Source organism: Bacillota bacterium (assembly GCA_018818595.1).
Taxonomy (GTDB): Bacteria; Bacillota_I; Bacilli_A; order Izemoplasmatales; family Hujiaoplasmataceae; genus JAHIRM01.
In genome coordinates this window covers 1-20344 of record JAHIRM010000029.1, presented here as the reverse complement: position 1 = coordinate 20344, position 20344 = coordinate 1, and the positions used below count along the sequence as shown (strand labels likewise).

The 20344-nt window shown below is 31.9% G+C and carries 16 protein-coding genes and 1 tRNA gene; all 17 read left to right on the top strand.

Going from position 1 to position 20344, the window contains the following annotated elements; genetic code table 11:
* Positions 1 to 14 precede the first annotated feature (14 nt).
* The 17 genes from KJ971_05330 to KJ971_05250 all read left to right on the top strand — a co-directional run bounded on the left by KJ971_05330 (position 15) and on the right by KJ971_05250 (position 20164).
* Positions 15 to 1040 (top strand): hypothetical protein, encoded by a 1026-nt coding sequence (locus KJ971_05330; GenBank protein ID MBU1145260.1) that lies wholly within the window; start codon positions 15 to 17, stop codon positions 1038 to 1040.
* 62 nt (positions 1041 to 1102) lie between these two features.
* The gene (locus tag KJ971_05325) at positions 1103 to 3025 is read left to right on the top strand and encodes a V-type ATP synthase subunit I (GenBank protein ID MBU1145259.1); all 1923 of its coding nucleotides are present in this window, start codon (positions 1103 to 1105) and stop codon (positions 3023 to 3025) included.
* A 34-nt stretch (positions 3026 to 3059) separates the two neighbouring features.
* Positions 3060 to 3500 (top strand): ATP synthase subunit C, encoded by a 441-nt coding sequence (locus KJ971_05320; GenBank protein ID MBU1145258.1) that lies wholly within the window; start codon positions 3060 to 3062, stop codon positions 3498 to 3500.
* A gap of 18 nt (positions 3501 to 3518) precedes the next feature.
* A complete protein-coding gene (locus KJ971_05315) occupies positions 3519 to 3827 on the top strand; it encodes a V-type ATP synthase subunit F (GenBank protein MBU1145257.1) in 309 nt (102 codons plus the stop codon).
* Between the two features lie 10 nt (positions 3828 to 3837).
* Positions 3838 to 4440: a hypothetical protein gene (locus KJ971_05310; GenBank protein ID MBU1145256.1), complete on the top strand. Its 603-nt coding sequence runs from the start codon at positions 3838 to 3840 to the stop codon at positions 4438 to 4440.
* Between the two features lie 31 nt (positions 4441 to 4471).
* A complete protein-coding gene (locus tag KJ971_05305; GenBank protein ID MBU1145255.1) occupies positions 4472 to 6223 on the top strand; it encodes a V-type ATP synthase subunit A in 1752 nt (583 codons plus the stop codon).
* A 13-nt stretch (positions 6224 to 6236) separates the two neighbouring features.
* Positions 6237 to 7682: a V-type ATP synthase subunit B gene (locus KJ971_05300; protein MBU1145254.1), complete on the top strand. Its 1446-nt coding sequence runs from the start codon at positions 6237 to 6239 to the stop codon at positions 7680 to 7682.
* Positions 7683 to 7684: 2 nt separating this feature from the next.
* Complete coding sequence (locus KJ971_05295; GenBank protein ID MBU1145253.1) at positions 7685 to 8311, top strand: V-type ATP synthase subunit D; 627 nt, start codon at positions 7685 to 7687, stop codon at positions 8309 to 8311.
* A gap of 121 nt (positions 8312 to 8432) precedes the next feature.
* Positions 8433 to 8507: transfer RNA gene (locus tag KJ971_05290), tRNA-Trp, on the top strand.
* Between the two features lie 120 nt (positions 8508 to 8627).
* The gene (locus KJ971_05285) at positions 8628 to 8924 is read left to right on the top strand and encodes a hypothetical protein (protein ID MBU1145252.1); all 297 of its coding nucleotides are present in this window, start codon (positions 8628 to 8630) and stop codon (positions 8922 to 8924) included.
* A 107-nt stretch (positions 8925 to 9031) separates the two neighbouring features.
* On the top strand, positions 9032 to 11371 hold the full coding sequence (locus tag KJ971_05280; GenBank protein ID MBU1145251.1) for a U32 family peptidase: 2340 nt from the start codon (positions 9032 to 9034) through the stop codon (positions 11369 to 11371).
* Between the two features lie 280 nt (positions 11372 to 11651).
* Complete coding sequence (locus tag KJ971_05275) at positions 11652 to 13718, top strand: elongation factor G (GenBank protein MBU1145250.1); 2067 nt, start codon at positions 11652 to 11654, stop codon at positions 13716 to 13718.
* Positions 13719 to 13996: 278 nt separating this feature from the next.
* Positions 13997 to 15178, top strand: coding sequence for a BMP family ABC transporter substrate-binding protein (locus KJ971_05270; GenBank protein MBU1145249.1), 1182 nt, complete (start codon positions 13997 to 13999; stop codon positions 15176 to 15178).
* A 131-nt stretch (positions 15179 to 15309) separates the two neighbouring features.
* The gene (locus tag KJ971_05265; protein ID MBU1145248.1) at positions 15310 to 16836 is read left to right on the top strand and encodes an ABC transporter ATP-binding protein; all 1527 of its coding nucleotides are present in this window, start codon (positions 15310 to 15312) and stop codon (positions 16834 to 16836) included.
* A gap of 161 nt (positions 16837 to 16997) precedes the next feature.
* Complete coding sequence (locus tag KJ971_05260) at positions 16998 to 18203, top strand: ABC transporter permease (GenBank protein ID MBU1145247.1); 1206 nt, start codon at positions 16998 to 17000, stop codon at positions 18201 to 18203.
* A gap of 8 nt (positions 18204 to 18211) precedes the next feature.
* A complete protein-coding gene (locus KJ971_05255; protein ID MBU1145246.1) occupies positions 18212 to 19168 on the top strand; it encodes an ABC transporter permease in 957 nt (318 codons plus the stop codon).
* 147 nt (positions 19169 to 19315) lie between these two features.
* Positions 19316 to 20164 (top strand): DegV family protein, encoded by an 849-nt coding sequence (locus KJ971_05250; protein MBU1145245.1) that lies wholly within the window; start codon positions 19316 to 19318, stop codon positions 20162 to 20164.
* Positions 20165 to 20344: the final 180 nt, after the last annotated feature.

Sequence of the window (20344 nt, the reverse complement as noted above, 5' to 3'; positions counted from 1 at the left end):
AAAGGAGAAACAATATGTCTGTAACCAAGACGAAACTAGTGCACATTACCGCAAGACTAAAACACTTAGATAAAGTGTTAGAGAAATTTATCGATTTAAAGTGCTTTAGACCAGTTGCTTCTGCACAAATTATTGGTCATGTCCATGGGTCTAGATCCTTTGTTTCTGAAAATCCTTGCACTTCTTGTTTGAACGAATTGTCTGAAATTGAGAAACAATTTGAAATTGACATTTTATCTAGAGAAGTAGATAATATTGATTATACTTTTGAACAAATGAAAAATATTATTTCTTCAATTCATACTAAACTGAACAATAATTTTCAGGACGAGGAAGAAACAAAAGAATTATTAAGTAAATACAAAGATGCTTTAATACAAGTTAATAATATAGCAAGTTTAGATATTTCGCTTGATGATATATTTTCGTGCGAGTACATTGATGCTAGAGTTGGAAGACTCCCTCAAGCAAGTGTGGATCAATTGCAATTTTATCGTTCAAGGCCATTTATTTTTATTTCATTTAGCACAGATAAAAACTATAATTGGTGCATGTATTTCACCACAAGCGAATATGAAAGAGAAGTAGATAATGTTTTTTCTTCCTTATTGTTTGAAAGGATTTTTATACCAGATTTTGTGCACGGAACACCAGAAGCAGCAAAAGAAACCCTTTCTAAAGAAATTAATGTTGTTGAAAATCAGCTTGCCTCAATTAAGAATGATTTACATGAAATTTTATTAGAAAATGATTCTGATTTTATTAAAGTTAAGAGCGAACTAGTTTTTTTAAATCGATTATATGAAGCAAAAAAATATGTGGTTGGACTTGGGGATAAATTTACTATAACTGGATTTATTGATGAGAAAGATGAATTGCCAATTCTTGACAAGTTTAAAGACATGAAAGACGTTGAGATTAATATTTTACCAGGAGACGCAGATTTGCGATTAAAACCTCCGAAAAGAGTAAAAAGATTAAATCATAACCAGATTTCTATTTTCAAAAAAATTAAGAATGCGTTTAAAAAATCTGAATAAATAAGAGAATTGTCTTTAGAAATATAAAGGATAATATTTATTTGCGAGAAAGGAGAGAGACAATGGCGATTGCGAAGACCAAGTTAGTTAATATTACTTCATACTTAGAACATCTAGATAAAGTTTTAGAAAATTTTGTTGAATTAAGATGCTTTCATCCTATTTCATCTAATCAAATCGTTGGGCAAGTTCACGGACTAACTTCATTTCGTTCTGATAATCCGTGTAATATCGTATTAAATGAATTACTTGAAATTGAAAAGGAATATGAGTTTGATATTCCTGTTATTGAAATAAAAACCATCGATTATACACTTGAAAAAATGACATCTTATGTATCCACAACACACGTAACTTTAAAAAATTTAGTTTCTCAAAAAAAAGATACAATAGAATTAATAAGAAAATACCAAGATGCTTTAATTCAAGTTCATAATATTGAAAGCCTAGATATCTCTCTTGATGATGTTTTTTCTTGCGATTATGTTTTTGCTAGAGTAGGAAGATTACCAACGGATAGTGTTGAAAAATTAAAATTTTATCGAACAAGACCATTTATTTTTAAATCATTTACAATTGATAAAAATTATAGTTGGTGTATGTATTTCACGACCAATGAATTTGAAAGAGAAGTGGATAATATTTTTTCATCGCTCTTCTTTGAAAGAATCCATATACCCGATTTTGTTCATGGGACACCGGAAGCAGCAACTGTTACTTTGGCGAAAGAAATTGAAGTAGCACAAACTCAATTAGAGAAAATCCAAACAAGTATTAATGCTCTTTTAAGTGATTCAGGAAAAGATATGGCTACAATAAAAAGCGAGTTATTGTATCTAAATAAAATCTATGAAGCAAAAAAATATGTTGTTGGGTTAGGAGATAAATTCACAATAACCGGATTTGTCCAATCCAAAGATGTTTCAACGGTTAAGTCTAAATTTTCTGATATTGATGACGTAGAAATTGAAATTCGTCCTGCAAATAGTGATAGAAGATTAAAACCTCCAACAAAACTTAAAAATGGTTGGTTCAGTCGCCCATTTTCTATGTTTGTAGAAATGTATGGGTTGCCAAGTTATGGAGATATAGATCCAACTCCATTTGTTGCAATTACTTATTCGCTTTTATTTGGAATTATGTTTGGAGATGTTGGCCAAGGATTATTGCTTGTCCTAATCGGATTTATATTTTTTAAATGGAAAAAATTAAAGCTCGGAGAAATAGGAATGCGTATTGGGATATCATCGGCATTTTTCGGACTGCTTTATGGGTCAGTATTCGGAAATGAAGAATTACTTAATCCGTTTTATATAAATGTATTAAAATTGAGCTCAAAACCAATCGATGTAATGAGCCCGGATTTTACGATGAACTTACTAATAGCCGCTGTTTTGCTTGGATCGATATTGATAATTACTTCAATTGCTTTAAATTTATATAGCAACTTAAAAAAAAGAAAGTATATAGAATTTATTTTTTCTCACAATGGCGTTGCAGGTTTGACGTTCTATCTTTTCATTTTTGGAGGATTGATTGTAAAACTATTGTATGGAATTTCTATTTTTAATCTATTTACGATAATTATCTTTGTTGGAATTCCATTAATATTTATTTTCCTTAAAGAACCTATACAAAGAAGAGTTAATGGAAATAAAATGTTTCCTAATGGAATCGGAGGATTTATAACTGAAGGATTTTTTGAATTATTCGAAATTGTATTATCTTACATTACCAATACGATGTCTTTCATGAGAGTTGGAGGATTTGTACTATCTCACGCAGGAATGATGCTCGTTGTTTACAGTCTAATGTCGATGGGAACAAATATATTTTCTACCTCAATTATCTTTATTCTTGGGAATTTATTTGTGATGTCGATAGAAGGAATGATTGTTGGAATACAAGTATTAAGATTAGAATTTTACGAAATGTTTTCTCGTTACTATGAAGGAAACGGAATCGCTTTTGAAACATTTGAATAAATTAAATAAAAACAATATTTAGGAGGAATCAATTATGTTAGATGGATTAGAACTTGTTTTACCATTACTCTTTATCGGATTTATTTCACTGCCTCTTGTCAATGTTTTTAGAGGGAAAATAAGCGGAAAGCCTGCTAAAAACCGACTCATTACGCACATTTTTAGTTTTTTTGCTTTAATTGTTGTAACGTTAATTATTCAACTTGCTGGAGTGCATGTATTTGCTGCTGATCCAGTAGTTGATCCCTTTATCGGTTCAATAGCGCAAGGATTAGGTTTTTTAAGTGCTGCTTTAGCAACAGGAATGTCTGCTCTTGGTGCCGGAATAGCCGTAGCTGCAGCTGCACCCGCCGCGATAGGGTCTTTTTCTGAAAATGAGAAAAATTTTGGTAAATCACTTATCTTTGTAGCTCTTGGAGAAGGAGTCGCAATTTACGGGCTTTTAATTTCAATCTTAATTATTAATAAATTATAATAAGGAAGAAGGATTTTTATGAAATTTTTCTTACTAAGTGATAATGTAGACACGCAAGTAGGCATGCGACTAGTTGGAATAGATGGCGTTGTGATTCACGAACGTTATGAAGTGTTGAATGAATTAGAAAAAGCGATGGAAAACGAAGAAATTTGCATCGTTTTAATCACGACTAAATTAATAGAACTTTGTCCTGAAGTGATTTCTGAATTAAAATTAAAACAACCTAAGCCTTTAATCGTTGAAATTCCTGATCGTCATGGATCAGCAGAAATTGGGAAAACTATTGATAGATATGTGAGTGAAGCAATTGGCGTAAAACTTTGAGGTGATTTAAATGGAATTTATTAGTAATGATCAATTATTTAAATATTTTGAGTTAGAAATCAGTACATCTATGACCAAACAAATTAACAAATTGACACAAGAAATTAAAGATGTGAAAGAACAAGCGTTAAAAACAATAAATGAAGAATTAAAAGATAGCATTTCTCACGCTTTAACGCTTGAATTAAAGGAATTAAAAACAAATCACAGTTTTGAAATCAATAAAATTAATGTTGAAAACGGACACAAATTAATGAAAAAACGGCAAGAATTATTAGAAAATGTCTTTCAAGAAGTTTTTAATAAATTACTTGTTTTTTCAACGTCTTCTCAATACTCTGATTTAATGAAATCTAAAATAAAGGAATTGAACAACGTATTTTTAAAATCGTACGCTATTTTTAAAATTAAAAAAGCTGATGATTTATTAGCAAAAGTAATAAAAGAAAATTATAACGGAAAATTTGAAATTCAAGAAAATTTTGAAATTGAATTGGGTGGATTTATCGCTTCGTGTTCTGAAATGGGTATTGAGACCGATGAAACCATTGATTATCGATTAAACGATAAAAAAGAATGGTTTTACGAAAATTCAAATTTATATATTAAATAAAAGATTTAGTGGTTTTTAAAGAGGTGGATATATGAGTGTCAGTCAAATATTTTCAGTTAATGGTCCTGTAGTGACGGTAAAGAACGCCACAGAGTTTTCCATGCTAGAAATGGTACATGTAGGAAATCAAGAATTAATGGGCGAAGTCATTTCTATTAACAGAGGTTTAACAACCATACAAGTATATGAATCTACAACAGGGCTAAAACCTGGAGAACCAGTTTTTTCATCTGGACAACCCATCTCTGTTGTTTTAGGTCCAGGGATATTACGCAATATTTTTGATGGAATCGAAAGACCATTAAAAGCTATTGCTGAAATTCAAGGTTCTTTTATCACAACAGGAAGCAACGTAAGCCCACTTGATTTAGAAAGAAAATGGGATGTTACTCTTGTGGTTAAAATAAAGGATCAAGTTCAATTTGGAGATGTTTATGCAACTATACCTGAAACAGATCTTATCGAACATCGTTTGATGATTCCTCAAGATGTAAAAGGTGAAGTCATAGAAGTTAAGAAAAATGGAAAATATCAAATTGAGGATTGTATTGCTAAAGTAAAAGATGAATTTGGAACAATTCATTCTTTAACTTTATCTCAAAAATGGCCTATTAAAACACCAAGACCTGTTTCTAGAAGACTTCCTATTTCCATTCCGCTTATAAGTGGGCAACGAATTATTGACACAATTTTTCCAATTGCAAAAGGAGGAACAGCAGCTGTTCCTGGAGGCTTTGGAACTGGAAAAACCATGATGCAACATCAATTTGCCAAGTGGTGCGATGCTGATATTATTGTTTACGTTGGATGTGGAGAACGTGGAAACGAAATGACGCAAGTTTTAGAAGAATTTTCAGAACTTGTAGATCCTAAATCTCAAAAACCTTTAACAGATAGAACCGTTCTGATTGCCAACACCTCAAACATGCCTGTTGCCGCAAGAGAAGCAAGTATATATACAGGAATTACCATTGCGGAATATTATCGAGACATGGGGTATCATGTTGCTGTGATGGCAGATTCCACATCAAGATGGGCAGAAGCTTTAAGAGAAATTAGCGGTCGTTTAGAAGAAATGCCTGCTGAAGAAGGATTTCCTGCATATCTTCCAAGCCGAATCTCTCAATTTTATGAAAGAGCCGGTTATATGGAAACATTAAATCATAAAATTGGTTCCGTTACAGTTATAGGGGCAGTATCTCCTCAAGGAGCAGACTTTTCTGAGCCTGTAACACAAAACACAAAACGATTTGTACGTTGTTTTTGGGCGCTTGATAAACAACTTGCTTATGCAAGACATTATGCAGCGATCAATTGGAATTTAAGTTATTCCGAATATATTGGAGACTTATCCAAATGGTACAATAAAAATGTAGATGTTCGTTTTTTGAAAAATCGTCAACAAATTATGGCTTTGTTAGCAGAAGAAAACAAATTAATGGAAATTGTAAAGCTAATTGGTAGTGATGTTTTACCAAATGACCAAAAATTAATTATTGAAATTGGAAAAGTTATTCGAATAGGTTTTCTTCAACAAAACGCTTTCCATAAAGATGATACTTTTGTTCCCCTAGAGAAACAATTAAGAATGATGGATATTATTATTTATTTATATAAAAGAGCTCAATTATTTTTGCAACAGGGAAACGCATTCAGCATACTTACGAGAACAAATATTTTTGAAAAAGTAATTAAAATGAAATATGATATTTCAAACGATAAACTTCATCTTTTTGATGATTATTTTGGCTTTATAGATGATGCTATGCATCAATCAAAGTAAGGGGAGGGATTATATGAATCTTCAATATATTGGATTAGAAGAAATCAATGGCCCTTTGATTTTTTTAGACAATGTTGAAAACATTGGCTTTGAAGAAATGGTAGAAATTCAATTAATTAATGGCGGACTTCGTTATGGAAGGGTCGTTCAAATTGTTGGAAGAAAAGTAGCAATTCAAGTTTTTGAGGGAACGAATCAAATGTCTCTTACAAACACTAAAATTAAGTTTTTAGGGCATTCAATGGAAATTGGAGTGTCTAAAGAAATTTTAGGAAGAACATTTAATGGCTCAGGACAACCAATAGATGGGCTTGGACCTATATTTGTTGACGAACATAGAGACATTAATGGATTACCTTTGAATCCAGTTTCAAGAATATATCCGCGGAATTATATAAATACTGGAATCAGTAGTATTGATGCACTTTCTACTTTAATTAGAGGACAAAAACTTCCGATTTTTTCTGGATCAGGACTGCCTCATAATGAACTTGCGGTTCAAATTGTCAAACAAGCAAAAATAGCAGAAGGTGATGGGAAAAACTTTTGTATTGTTTTTGCTGCAATGGGAGTAAAAAATGATGTTGCAGATTACTTCAAGCGTTCGTTTGAAGAAGCAGGAGTAGTAGAAAAAGTTGTGATGTTCATTAATCTATCGAATGATCCAATTATTGAAAGAATTTTAACTCCAAGATGTGCTTTAACTGCAGCTGAGTATTTAGCATACAAACACGACATGCATGTTCTAGTAATCTTAACAGATATAACTGCGTATTGTGAAGCTCTGCGAGAATTTTCAAGCAGTAAAGGAGAGATACCTGGCCGTAAAGGCTACCCAGGTTATTTATACTCTGATTTGGCATCTTTGTATGAGAGAGCAGGAATCGTGAAGAATGCAAAAGGATCTGTTACTCAAATTCCTATTCTTACAATGCCAAATGATGATATTACACATCCGGTCCCTGATTTAACTGGGTATATTACAGAAGGTCAAATTGTACTAGACAGAGATTTGCATCAAGTTGGAATTTATCCACCGATTGGAATTCTACCATCTTTATCAAGATTAATGAAAGATGGAATTGGGGCCGGATACACAAGACTTGATCATCAAGATCTAACTAACCAATTATTTGCATCTTACGCGAAAGTACAAGACGCAAGAAGCTTAGCATCTGTAATTGGTGAAGATGAATTAGGAGCTATTGATAAACAATACATTGAATTTGGACATTTGTTTGAAGAACATTTCATTTCACAAGGATTTGAAACAAATCGCTCGATTGAAGAAACATTAGATTTAGGTTGGAATCTATTATCCATTCTTCCGCAGTCTGAACTAGATCGCACCGAAGACGATGTATTAAAAGAATTTTATAACCATGAAAAAGCCTTAAAAATATTCGATATTAAGCAAAAATCGATTATTCGAGAATTGGCTAAATCAAACGAAAGCTAACTATGGCAACTAAACAAGTATTTCCAACCAAAGGCAATCTAATGGCAATTAAGAAAACAAACGTTTTAGCGCATTTAGGATATGATTTAATGGATAGAAAACGAAACATTCTTATCCGAGAAATGATGACATTAATAGGTAATGTAAGGCTGCTTAGGGATGAGATTACAGATACTTATAAAAAAGCTTATCAAGCTCTTCAAGAAGCTAATATTACATTAGGGCTAGGAGTAGTAAACGATATTGCCAAAGAAATCCCCATTGATAATGGATTAAATATTACTTATCGAAGTGTAATGGGTGTAGAAATTCCTAAATTAAGTTATGAGTCTAAACCTATAAATATTAAATATGGAATTGCAAGAACAAACACAAAATTTGACTATGCATATATTAATTTTATTAAAGTGAGAGATTTAACCATTCTTTTAGCAGAAATTGATAATAGCGTATATCGTCTCGCGAATGCGATTCGAAAAAGCAGAAAAAGGGCTAATGCATTAAAGAATGTCGTTATCCCTGAATTCGAAGAAAATATAAAATATATTTCTGATGCTTTAGAGGAAAAAGATCGAGAAGAATTTTCTCGAAAAAAAGTTATCAAGCAACATAAAGAAAATAAATTTTAAAAATATGGAGTATAGATAATAATATCTTTACTCCATTCTCTATGTGGATTTGTCACTCTAATCAGAAAAAAATCTTGACTATTTATGTCAAATAGATAATAATAGTAATAGACTCTTTTATAGGGGTGTGGTGTCAACGGTAGCACGGCAGTCTCCAAAACTGTTTGTACGGGTTCGAATCCTGTCACCCCTGCCATATTATTCAGCCAGAAATGGCATTTTTTATTATTTTAATGAAAGACATTTCAATTTATCATTCTTTTATGTATAATTAAAATATAAAGTAATTATAGAAATTTTACAAGAGGAGGAATTTATGAAAACAAGTCATCGAATCAAAGAATTACGCGGTGTTAATGACCTGCAAGACAAAGTAACGGAAGAAGTCTTGGAAGCATATTACTTTTTAAGAAGAACGGATGAAATCGAGACGATTAACGCTACCCTTGCAATCATTAATGAATACAAAGATATGACCAGTATCTTTTGTGCAAACTGTGCAAAAGATAATTTCTGTGATGATTGCTTTCCAATGAAAAAAAGAGAAATTTTCGAAAAAATCGAAAATTTGTTGATTAATCAAAAGGAAAACCTGCCAGACGATTACAAATAATTAAATCTGATAAAAAAGCCTAATTTAATGGCTTTTTTTCTTTTGTATAAACATTGTTCATTGATTTTAATGATATAATTAATTGTTCAAATTTGAGGTGTTAATAGATGAAAGAAATAGAATTATTAGCTCCTGTTGGAAACATGGACTCTTTGATAGGAGCCATCAATGCTGGGGCAGATGCCGTTTATCTTGCGGGAAAACAATTTGGAGCAAGAAGATATGCTGAAAATTTTAGTGAAGATGAAATTGACTTCATTATCAATTATGCTCACATAAGACAAGTGAAGGTGTATGTCACGATAAATACTTTGATTTATGATGATGAAATTTCATCTCTTTTTTCTTTTACAGATTTTTTAGTTGATCATTTTGTTGATGCGCTTATTATACAAGATATCGGAATTATGAATGAAATGATACAAAGGTATCCTGACACAGACATACATGCATCAACTCAAGTAAACACGTTCAGTTTTGATCAAGCCAAATTTTTGAAAGATTTAGGAGTAAAAAGAATCATCCTTGCTAGAGAAACTTCTATAGCCACCATAAAAGAAATTAAAAATAACCTTGATATCGAGCTAGAAGTTTTTATTCATGGGGCACTATGTGTTTCTTATTCTGGAAATTGTTTGTTTAGTTCAATGAATGGAGGTAGATCTGGAAACCGAGGAGAATGTGCTCAACCTTGTCGACAAAAATATCAATTAGTTAAAAATAATGAAAATATAGGTGATCAAGAATACCTGTTGTCAAATAAAGATTTAATGACGATAGAGTATATTTCTGAGATTATCAATTCCGGTGTCACGTCTTTAAAAATAGAAGGAAGAATGAGAAAATCTGACTACGTTATAACGACTGTTTTAGCATATAGAGCCGCTATAAATAGCCATTTTGATTCAAAATCATCTTTCAATATTGAGTCCAATATTAAGGACTTGAATCTTGTTTTTAATAGGATGAATACAAAGGGATATATTTTGAATGAAAACCCCAATAACATTAATAACTCTTTTCGACCTAACCATATAGGTGTCGAAGTTGGTGTTGTTCAATCCTATGATAGAGGTAAAACTACAATTTTACTCTCAGATAGACTACAAGTTGGTGACGGTATTAGAATACTTGGCAAATATGATACGGGAGATCGGGTTTCAAAAATAATGAAAAATGGTGTTTCTGAAAGTGTTGCTTATCGGTCAGATATTATAATTATTGATTTAGCAAAAGAAGTGGAAAAGGACTCAATTGTCGTTAAAACAATGGATTTAGATTTGGTAAATAGCACAAAAAAATATCTTAATCCAAACTATAAATTGCTTTCTTTAAAAGGAAAATTAAAAGCATTAATTGGGTCACCATTAAGTGTGACCATTGAATTTCAAAATGACAAACCTGTTATATTTAATGCTGAATATATTGTGCAAAAGGCTCTAAATAATTCAACTGAGAAAGTAAATATTGAAAGACAAATGAATAAACTTGGAGAAACTCCTTTCTATTTTGAAACACTATCATTTGAACTTGATGAAAATATATTTATTCCGACGCATATTTTAAGTGATTTAAGACGAGAAGTAATTAAATCAACTATTGAAAAATTAATCTATCGAAATTCGCGCATTAAAAAAACCCGACTTCTTTCAAAAAATTCAAATCTAAATTTAGATTCATTTCAACTATCTGTTAAAGTTGAAACCATGGATCAGTTTTTAATTGCTATTTCTAAAGGAATTAAAACAATATACTATTCTGAAAAAATCAAATATAATTTTTTGGAGGTTAAATCAACTAAATTTGTCAAAATTTTAGATAGGATTTCGCCTAATTTAGAGATTATATCAGATTCTGAAAATTTACTAATTCAAAACTTAGGGCAGTTGAAAATTGTCAAAAAAAACATGATTGATTCTAATTTTTTTATAAATGTTACAAATTTTTATACTTTAAAACTACTTCATGATTTGCAAATTCATTCAGTAACGTTATCTCCAGAACTTCAAAAGCATCAAATCGAAGAATTAATAGACGCATACACGAAGCAATTTTATGAGCTCCCAAATGTAACAGTTGTAGGATATGGGAAAATCGATTTAATGATTTCAAAACACTGTCCAATTTCTTCCGTTGAAGTTCAAAATTCAAAAACTTGCTCTTTATGCGATGGAAATAATTACGGTTTAAAAGATCATTTTGGGAATATTTACCCAATTGTTAAAGAAAGAAACTGTCATGTTCGGATTTTGCATTCTCATGCTTTAAATTTAATTGAGTATGTAAATTTTTTTAAATTAGTGGGTGTTTCAAATCTGAGATTGGATTTTACAACTGAATCAAAAAAAGAAACGTCTGAAATTATTGACGCGTTTTTAAATTCTATTAATGATGAAGATTTTAAAATGCCAAATTTACTATATACTTACGGTAGATTTGTAAAGTAAAACTACCATCGTTAATATTTCCTAATGATTAAAAGGAATTATTCTGTTTATTATTCATTATTTGTTTTGAAAATTTTTTTGTTATTATATTTTATGTATATCTATATATAAGGTTATATAGACTGTCTTATCTTTAACATTCATTTTTATTTTGAATTACTATTTTTTATGTTTCCGTTTATAAGGCAATGCATTTCCATATTTTTAAATCTTTATTTTTTTTTTTAATATGATATAATTAAATGGACTGAAAGCGTTTTATACGAGAGGAGAACATTATATGATAGAATATTCTACAGAATTTTTGAAAAACGTGATTATTTTAGGACACTTAGGAAGCGGTAAAACATCTTTGATAGAGTCTTTGGCGTGTGCATCTGGATGTACAGAAAAAAAAGGCGAAGTCGAAAAGAAGAATACTATTTCCGACTTTACTCAAGAAGAGCAAGCAAGACAATCTTCTTTATCATCAAGTATTGTACCAATTGAATTTAAGAATTTTAAATTTAACTTTTTAGATGCTCCTGGAGCTGATGAAATGATTGGTGACGTCACTTACGCTCTTAAAGCGGCAAGCGGGGCAGTGTTGGTTTTAGATGCTACAAAGGGCATTGAAGTCGGCGCAGAAAAAATGTGGTTAGAAATTAGGAAACATCAATTACCCGCCATTATTTTTGTCAATAAGATGGATAAAGACAATGTTAAATTTGATGAGGTATTAGAAAACATTAAATCTAGATTGGGAAAACAAGCAGTACCTTTCTGCTTACCAATTGGGAAAAAAGATGAATTTAGTGGTTTTGCCGATATCGTTGAGTTAAAAGCTAGAATTTATGATGGAAACTCATGTGTCGATGGAGAAATTTATGAAGATAAAATGGAACGAGTTCAAAAACTCCGCCAAGATTTAGTTGAAGCTGTTGCCGGTTCTGATGAATCATTATTAGAAAAATACTTTAATGGTGAAGAATTGACGATGGCAGAAATCAAAAAAGGGCTTCATTTAAGTGTTCTTTCTGGAGAGGCTGTTCCAATTATGGTTGGATCTGCAACAAAAGACGTTGGGCCACTTACTTTACTTCATATGATATCGGAGTATTTTCCAAGTATTTCTGAATTACAACCAAGTAAAGGAACAAAAGTAGACAGCGACGATGTTGTTGAAAGAAAATTTATCGATTCAGCACCTTTTTCGTCTTATGTCTTTAAAACTATGATTGATCCTTTTGTTGGAACAATTAATATTATGCAAGTTCGATCCGGAACAATACGAAAAGATCAAGAAGTTTATGTTTCGAGCACGGGAGAGACTGCAAAAGTTGGACAATTATTCTTGCTCATGGGAAAAACACAAATTTCTGTTGATGTTGTTCATCCAGGAGATATTTGTGCAGTAGCAAAAATGGATGGAGTAGTAACTGGTGCAACCTTATCAGATAAAAAAGCTATTATTATATATCCTAAAACCGAAACCCCTTCTCCTACTATGTATTTAGCGGTTCATCCTAAAAATAAAGCGGATGAGGATAAACTTTCAAACGCCCTTTCAAAATTGCAATTAGAAGATAGTACATTTGAAATTAAAAGAAACAAAGAAACAAGTCAATTATTAATCGGCGGACAAGGAATTATTCATTTAGGATATATCATAGATAAAATGAAAAATATGTTCAAAGTAGACTTAGAAGCTCAAGATCAACAAATTGTATATCGTGAGACGATTAAAGCTATAGCTACCGCAGAAGGTAGATATGTTAAACAATCAGGCGGTTCTGGTTATTATGGAGTTGTTGTAATGCGCTTTGAACCAACAGATAAAGAATATGAGTTCTCAGAAGAAGTATTCGGAGGAGCGGTTCCTAGAAACTATTTTCCAGCAGTGGATAAAGGACTTCAAGAAACGTTAGAACACGGTATTTTAGCAGGTTTTCCAGTAATTGGAGTTCATGGAATCTTAACCGATGGAAAATATCATAACGTTGATTCTAATGAACTTTCCTTTAAAATGGCTGCAGGGATTGCATTTAAAGAAGCTTGTAAAACAGCGAAACCTTCAATATTAGAACCGATTCATAAAATAGTCGTTACAGTTAAAGATGAATACATGGGCGATGTTTTGGGCGATGTGAATAAAAGAAGAGGTAGAGTACTTGGAATGGAACCAGCAGATGATGGTTATCAAAAAATCGTTGCAGAAGTTCCAGAAGCAGAAATTACTAAATATACGATTGATTTAAAAGCGATGACTCAAGGATCTGGTACATTTACAAGAGAATTTGTTCGATATGAAGAAGTTCCTGGGAATTTAGTTCCGAAAATCATTGAAGATCATAAAAAACAAAACTAAAATTAAAATACAAACAAAAATGTCAGAATTTTTCTTTCGAGAAAAGCTGACATTTTTTATTTATTTTCACTAAAAACAAAAATCACGAAATAAGGCACTAAATCATAATTTTTTTTAATAAATAATGAAAATGAACTTTCTATCGAGAATCAATATCTTGCCGATTTATTTTATAAAATTAAAGCCTTGTTTTTTTGATAATTAGTCAAAATGTCTTTACAAAGAAGGTCCAATTAACTATAATTATATAAAAGCAACAAAAATAATAAGGAGGATTTATGAAAAAATTATTAGTATTAGTTTTTGCGTTGATATTTGCGGTTTCATTTTCAATAAATAAAACCGAAGTTAATGCACTGGACGAAACATTTGAAATTGCAATGATTACAGACTCTGGAACTATCGATGATGAATCATTTAACCAAGGAACTTATGAAGGAATTATTGAATTTTGTACTACAAACAGTTTAACGTACAAATATTATAAACCTTTAGAAGTTTCTGACGATGCATATCTTGATGCAATTGAACTTGCCATTGCTGGTGGAGCTCAAGTCGTTGTTACTCCTGGATATTTATTCGAATCTAGTATTTATGCTGCTCAAACTCTTTATCCAGACGTAAAATTTATTTTAATTGATGGAGAACCTCATACTGCTGATTACGCAACTTATGAAACAACTTCAAACACTCTAAGTATTCTTTTCAATGAACACGAGTCAGCATTCTTAGCTGGATACGCTGCAGTTTATGAAGGATATACTAAATTAGGATTTACCGGTGGAATGGCTGTTCCTGCAGTTGTTAAATTTGGAATAGGATTCGTAGCTGGAGCTTATTACGCTGCAGATGAACTAGATGTTACTATTGAATTAGGAAATGACACATATCATTATTTTGGTGATTTTGCTGCAAGTGATGAACATAAAAACTTAGCTTCAAGTTGGTATGTAAGCGGAACTGAAATTATATTCGCTGCAGCTGGCGGAGCAGGATCAAGCGTTATGGCTGCTGCTGCAGACAATGACGCAATGATGATTGGCGTTGACATTGATCAATCTGGACAATCCGATACTGTTTTAACATCTGCTATGAAAATGTTAGCAAACGCTGTTCAACAAGGTCTTCAAGCTTATTTAGATGACGAATTTGTTGGTGGAGTTACAGAAGTTAAAGGCGCTGAAAATGATGGAGTTGGACTTCCAATGGATACTTCAAGATTTACAACCTTTACACAAGCACAATACGACGCAATTTATGCTAAATTAGTTGATGGAACTGTAGTTGTTCCTGCAAATTATACTGATTTAGTAACTTTCTTGGGAGATGCTACAGACTATCCTTCAGAAAATACTATTCTTGGTATTGTCGAACCTTCAAATGCATGGATTTATATAGTTATCGGTATTGCAGTTGTTGGAATCGCTGGAGCAGTATTCTTTTTCACAAAGAAAAAATAAATTTTTAATTGATTAAAAATAAAGATTGGACTTGTAATGAGTTCAATCTTTTATTATTTGGAGGATTAATTTCACTATTTTCTATTCAAATAAAATAAAATTATGATATAATCGAGAAGAGGTGAAACGCTATGGATTACATTGTTGAAATGATAAATATCACTAAAGATTTTCCTGGAATTCGAGCTAATGATAATGTGACGCTTCAACTTAAAAAAGGTGAAATTCACGCTTTGCTTGGGGAAAACGGTGCAGGGAAGTCCACTTTAATGAGTATCTTATTTGGCCTTTATCGTCCGGAAGAAGGAATCATCAAAGTAAGAGGTGAAGAAGTAAAAATCCAAAATCCAAATGATGCAAATAATTATGGAATCGGTATGGTCCATCAACATTTTAAATTAGTCCATAATTTTACTGTAACTCAAAACATTATTTTAGGATTTGAAGATACAAAATTTGGCTTTTTAAAATATGATAAGGCTGAAAGCAAAATTACTAAATTAAGCGAACAGTATAACCTGAAAGTAGATATTAATGCACTCATTTCTAACATTAGTGTTGGGATGCAACAACGAGTTGAAATTCTAAAAATGCTTTATAGAGATGCTGACATTTTAATTTTTGATGAGCCGACCGCAGTTTTAACTCCACAAGAGATTGAAGAACTCATGGGAATCATGAAAGGTCTTGCTAAAGAAGGGAAATCAATCATTTTAATTACACATAAATTAAATGAGATAAAAATTGTTGCCGATCGTTGTACTGTATTAAGAAAAGGAAAATACATTGGAACGGTTGACGTTAATAAGACTTCTGTTGAGAAAATGGCAGAAATGATGGTTGGAAGGAAAGTGCAATTTACCGTAACCAAAGAATTGGCAAAACCACAAGAAATTGTTTTAGAAGTTACAAATTTAAATGTATATAATCACATCTTAAACAAGCACTCTGTTAAAGATGTAAGTTTTAATGTTCGAAAAGGTGAAATTTTATGCATCGCAGGGATTGAAGGCAATGGGCAATCTCAATTAGTAGAAGGATTAACAGGATTATCAAATTTAAATGATGGGTCTATTATTTTGAATGGAATTGATATTACTCATTGTTCCGTTCGTGAGCGAAACAATGCAGGAATTTCACACATTCCAGAAGATAGACACAAACATGGGTTGGTATTAGATTATAGTTTAGAAGAAAATTTAATTTTAGAAACATATTTTACAGATCGATTTCAAAAAAAACATTTTCTTAATTTTTCTGAAATCAGACTTAACGCTATAGATTTAATAAAACAATTCGATATTCGAAGTGGAAGAGGGCCTATTACTTCAGTGAGAAGTATGAGCGGTGGAAATCAACAAAAAGCTATTGTTGCCCGAGAAATTTCACGAGACAATGATTTGTTAATCGCTGTTCAACCGACCAGAGGTCTGGATGTTGGCGCAATTGAGTACATTCACAAACAATTAATTTCTTTAAGAGACGAAGGAAAAGCTATTTTATTAATATCTTTAGAACTAGATGAAGTAATGAATGTATCAGACCGTATTATGGTCATGTATGAAGGTCAAATTGTTGGAGAATTTGATCCAAACGTTGTAACAGAAAACGAATTAGGATTATATATGGCGGGTTCTAAGAGGGGGAAAACATTATGAATGATGAAAAAGCCTCTCGCTCTATAATTGAAACTTTAAAAGCTATTTCTTTAAAGGTGCTTCGATTTGTTCTTAAACACGTTTACGGAATTATTACTTCAATTGCTTTAATTTACTTAATTTTCTTTTTACCTAAAACGATTTATGGAAACACAGAATGGATGAATATTAATAGAATTATTCTAATTGTGGTTGCTTTTCAATATCTATTCTATCGAATTTTTCTTTACTTTAAACAAAACAGAAAAAATGTTTCTAGTGAAAATAAAAATTTAATCAATATTTTAGGTAGCGTCATAGCAATTTTAATTGGTTTTATTTTCGGATTAATTTTAATGCTTATTGTCAATCCTTCTCAAGCACTTGAAGGATTTTCCATCATCATTATTGGGGGATTTAACGAAGGCTTTGAAAGCATTGGGAATATGATTTATTTTTCAGTTCCAATAATTTTGACAGGTTTAAGTGTTGCGTTTGCGTTTAGAACAGGATTGTTTAACATTGGTGCAACTGGTCAACTTACCATGGGAGCATTTACAGCGGTATATATTGGCGTTAAATGGTCTGCACTTGGAGAAATTAGCCCTATATTACACTGGGGAGTAGCTATTCTTTTTGCTTTGATAGCAGGAGCAGTTTGGGGTGCCATTCCAGGATTTTTAAAGGCATATCGAAACGTGAATGAAGTGGTATCTGCAATCATGCTAAATTACGTAGCAATGTACTTAAACACTTATTTAATAAAAAAATATATTTATAATCAATCTTATGCAAGAGCAATGGATATCAAAGCCACTGCAGCTACTCCAGATTTAAATTTGCAATATCTTTTTCCAAATACAAGTATAAATGCCGGAATTATCGTCGCTATAGTGGTTGTGATTATTTTGTATATTATACTAAATAAAACAACATTTGGATATGAATTAAAAGCGGTTGGGTTTAATCGTGAAGCAAGTAGATATGCTGGAATGAACGCCAAACGGAATATTGTTTTATCCATGATGATAAGTGGCGCAGTTGCAGGGCTTGCAGGTGCGATGATTTTCCTTGTTATTGGGAAAAATTTAAAACCGGAAAATGTTTTATTATCTGAAGGATTTACTGGAATTGCGATTAGTTTGTTAGGATTAAGTAGTCCTTTTGGAGTATTGATAGCAGGGTTATTTTTTGGATCGCTACAGCAAGGCGGATATTATTTACAGTTACTTAATTTTAAACCTGAAATTATTGATATTATTATAGCTGTCATTATTTATGTAAGTGCACTTGGACTTATTATTCAAAAATTGGTTTTATTCTTCATGAAACGAAAGGAAACTAAGGTAAAACAAGCTAATGATTCTCTCGAAGGGGGGGATAAATAATGACATTTATTGATATTTTATATTATTTATTACCTCTTGTAATTGCCTCCGCCGTTCCGCTGGCGTTAGTAGCGCTTGGAGCGCTGTTTAGCGAAAGAAGCGGTGTTGTAAATATTGCACTTGAAGGAATTATGTTAATGGGAGCTTTTGTTGGTGCGATTGCAATTCAACAATTGGAAAAAACCTCATTAAACTTGCAAATCATAGCTTTATTAGGCTTGCTGATTGGAGCTTTTGTTGGAATCCTATTCTCGCTTTTTCATGCATTCGCAGCAGTAAACATGAAAGCAAATCAAATCATCAGTGCAACAGCGTTAAATATGTTTGCACCTGCATTTGCAATCTTCATGGCGCGTACATTTCTTGGAACACAAAAAGTCACGATTCAAGGATCTTACAAGATTAGAGAAGTTCCAATTTTGTCTGATATTCCGATTATTGGAGATATTTTCTTTAAAGGAGCCTATTTATCAACTTATGTAGGTATTTTAATCTTTATTATTGCAGTGATTGTTCTTTATAAAACAAAACAAGGTCTAAGGTTAAGAAGTTGTGGTGAAAATCCTCAAGCTGCAGATTCGTTAGGAATCAATATTTACCGAATTCGATATGCTGGAGTCATGGTATCGGGAGCTCTTGCTGGAATGGGCGGTGTAATATTCGTTCTTAGTTTTGCAGCAAACTTTAATGCGACCGTTGCTGGTTTTGGATTCCTAGCACTTGCGGTATTGATATTTGGTAACTGGAAACCAAGCAAAATTATTTATGCTGCCTTATTCTTTGGAGCGATGCGAGTAATTTCAAGTTCGTATTATGTTATCTCGTTTTTAAATAATTTTAATTTAACCTCTGAAATATACTCTATGATTCCTTATGTTGCAACACTTGTAGTACTAGCTTTTGTTTCGAAAAAAAGCGCCGCACCTCTTGCAGCGGGAGAGCCTTACGATTCCGGAAAAAGATAATTTTTTTAGGGGCAAATCCATATCTTGGATTTGCCCCTTTTTTTTGAATTAAGTAAAAAAACATCGTATTTATCTTGACATGTTTTTATCGATTTGATAAAGTATTACGTGTGGTAGAGTAATTTATTAAAGAAATTAGGAGATTTTATGGAAAAAATTGGATTATTGATTGATAGCACTACATTAACAAGAGAAGAAATTGCTAATTATCCTTTTGTAAAAGTTGCACCACTTGGTGTAACCATCGATGGAATTGATTACATTGAGCCCGATTTATCAACAGAAGATATGAAAAAATATTTACATACAGCAAAAAAAATGACGACAAGTCAACCTTCCCCAGGAAAATTCTTAAAATTATATCAAGAATATTTTAATGAAGGATACACTCATGTATTGGTTGTAACTTTATCTGAAAAACTTAGTGGTACATACCAATCAGCAATGATTGCTAAAACGATGGTTGATTTTGATTTGGAAATCAGCGTTCATTCAGCAAAAATAGCTTCTTTTGGGGTGGCGCTTGGTGTTAATTTACTTTCACAAATGATTGAAGAGGGAACAACCTTTTTAAAATTAACAGCGAGGTATCAAGCGTTATTTAATAATACGGTATTGATGTTTACACTTGCAGATTTAATGCATTTATTTAGAGGCGGAAGATTAAGCAAAGTTCAGGCATTGCTTGGTACGGTTCTAAGAATTAAGCCAATTGTTGAAATGATTGAAGGCAAACTTCAATTAACAAAAAAAGAACGAACAAATATTGCATGTTATGATTACTTCATGACATTTATTAAAGATTTTTACGAAAAATATGACCATGTGTACGTTGACATTATTCATATGAATCGTATTGAATGGGCAGAAAAAATGAAAAATGAAATTAATGAAAAATATCCAAAAATACAATTGCATCTTACTGATTATGTAAGTCCCGTCTTTTTTGTTCACTTAGGGGATCAGGGTTTTGGAATAGCAATTGTAGCAGAATAAATAATGATAAGATTTGTATTGTTGAAAATACAAATCTTTTTTTCTTATATCTGAAACTTATAGCAAATAACGCTTGACTTTTAAGTGCCAATTTAGTAAACTATAAATTGCGAAAAACTACATGGCGGTTGTGGCGAAGGGGTTAACGCATCGGATTGTGGCTCCGACACTCGTGGGTTC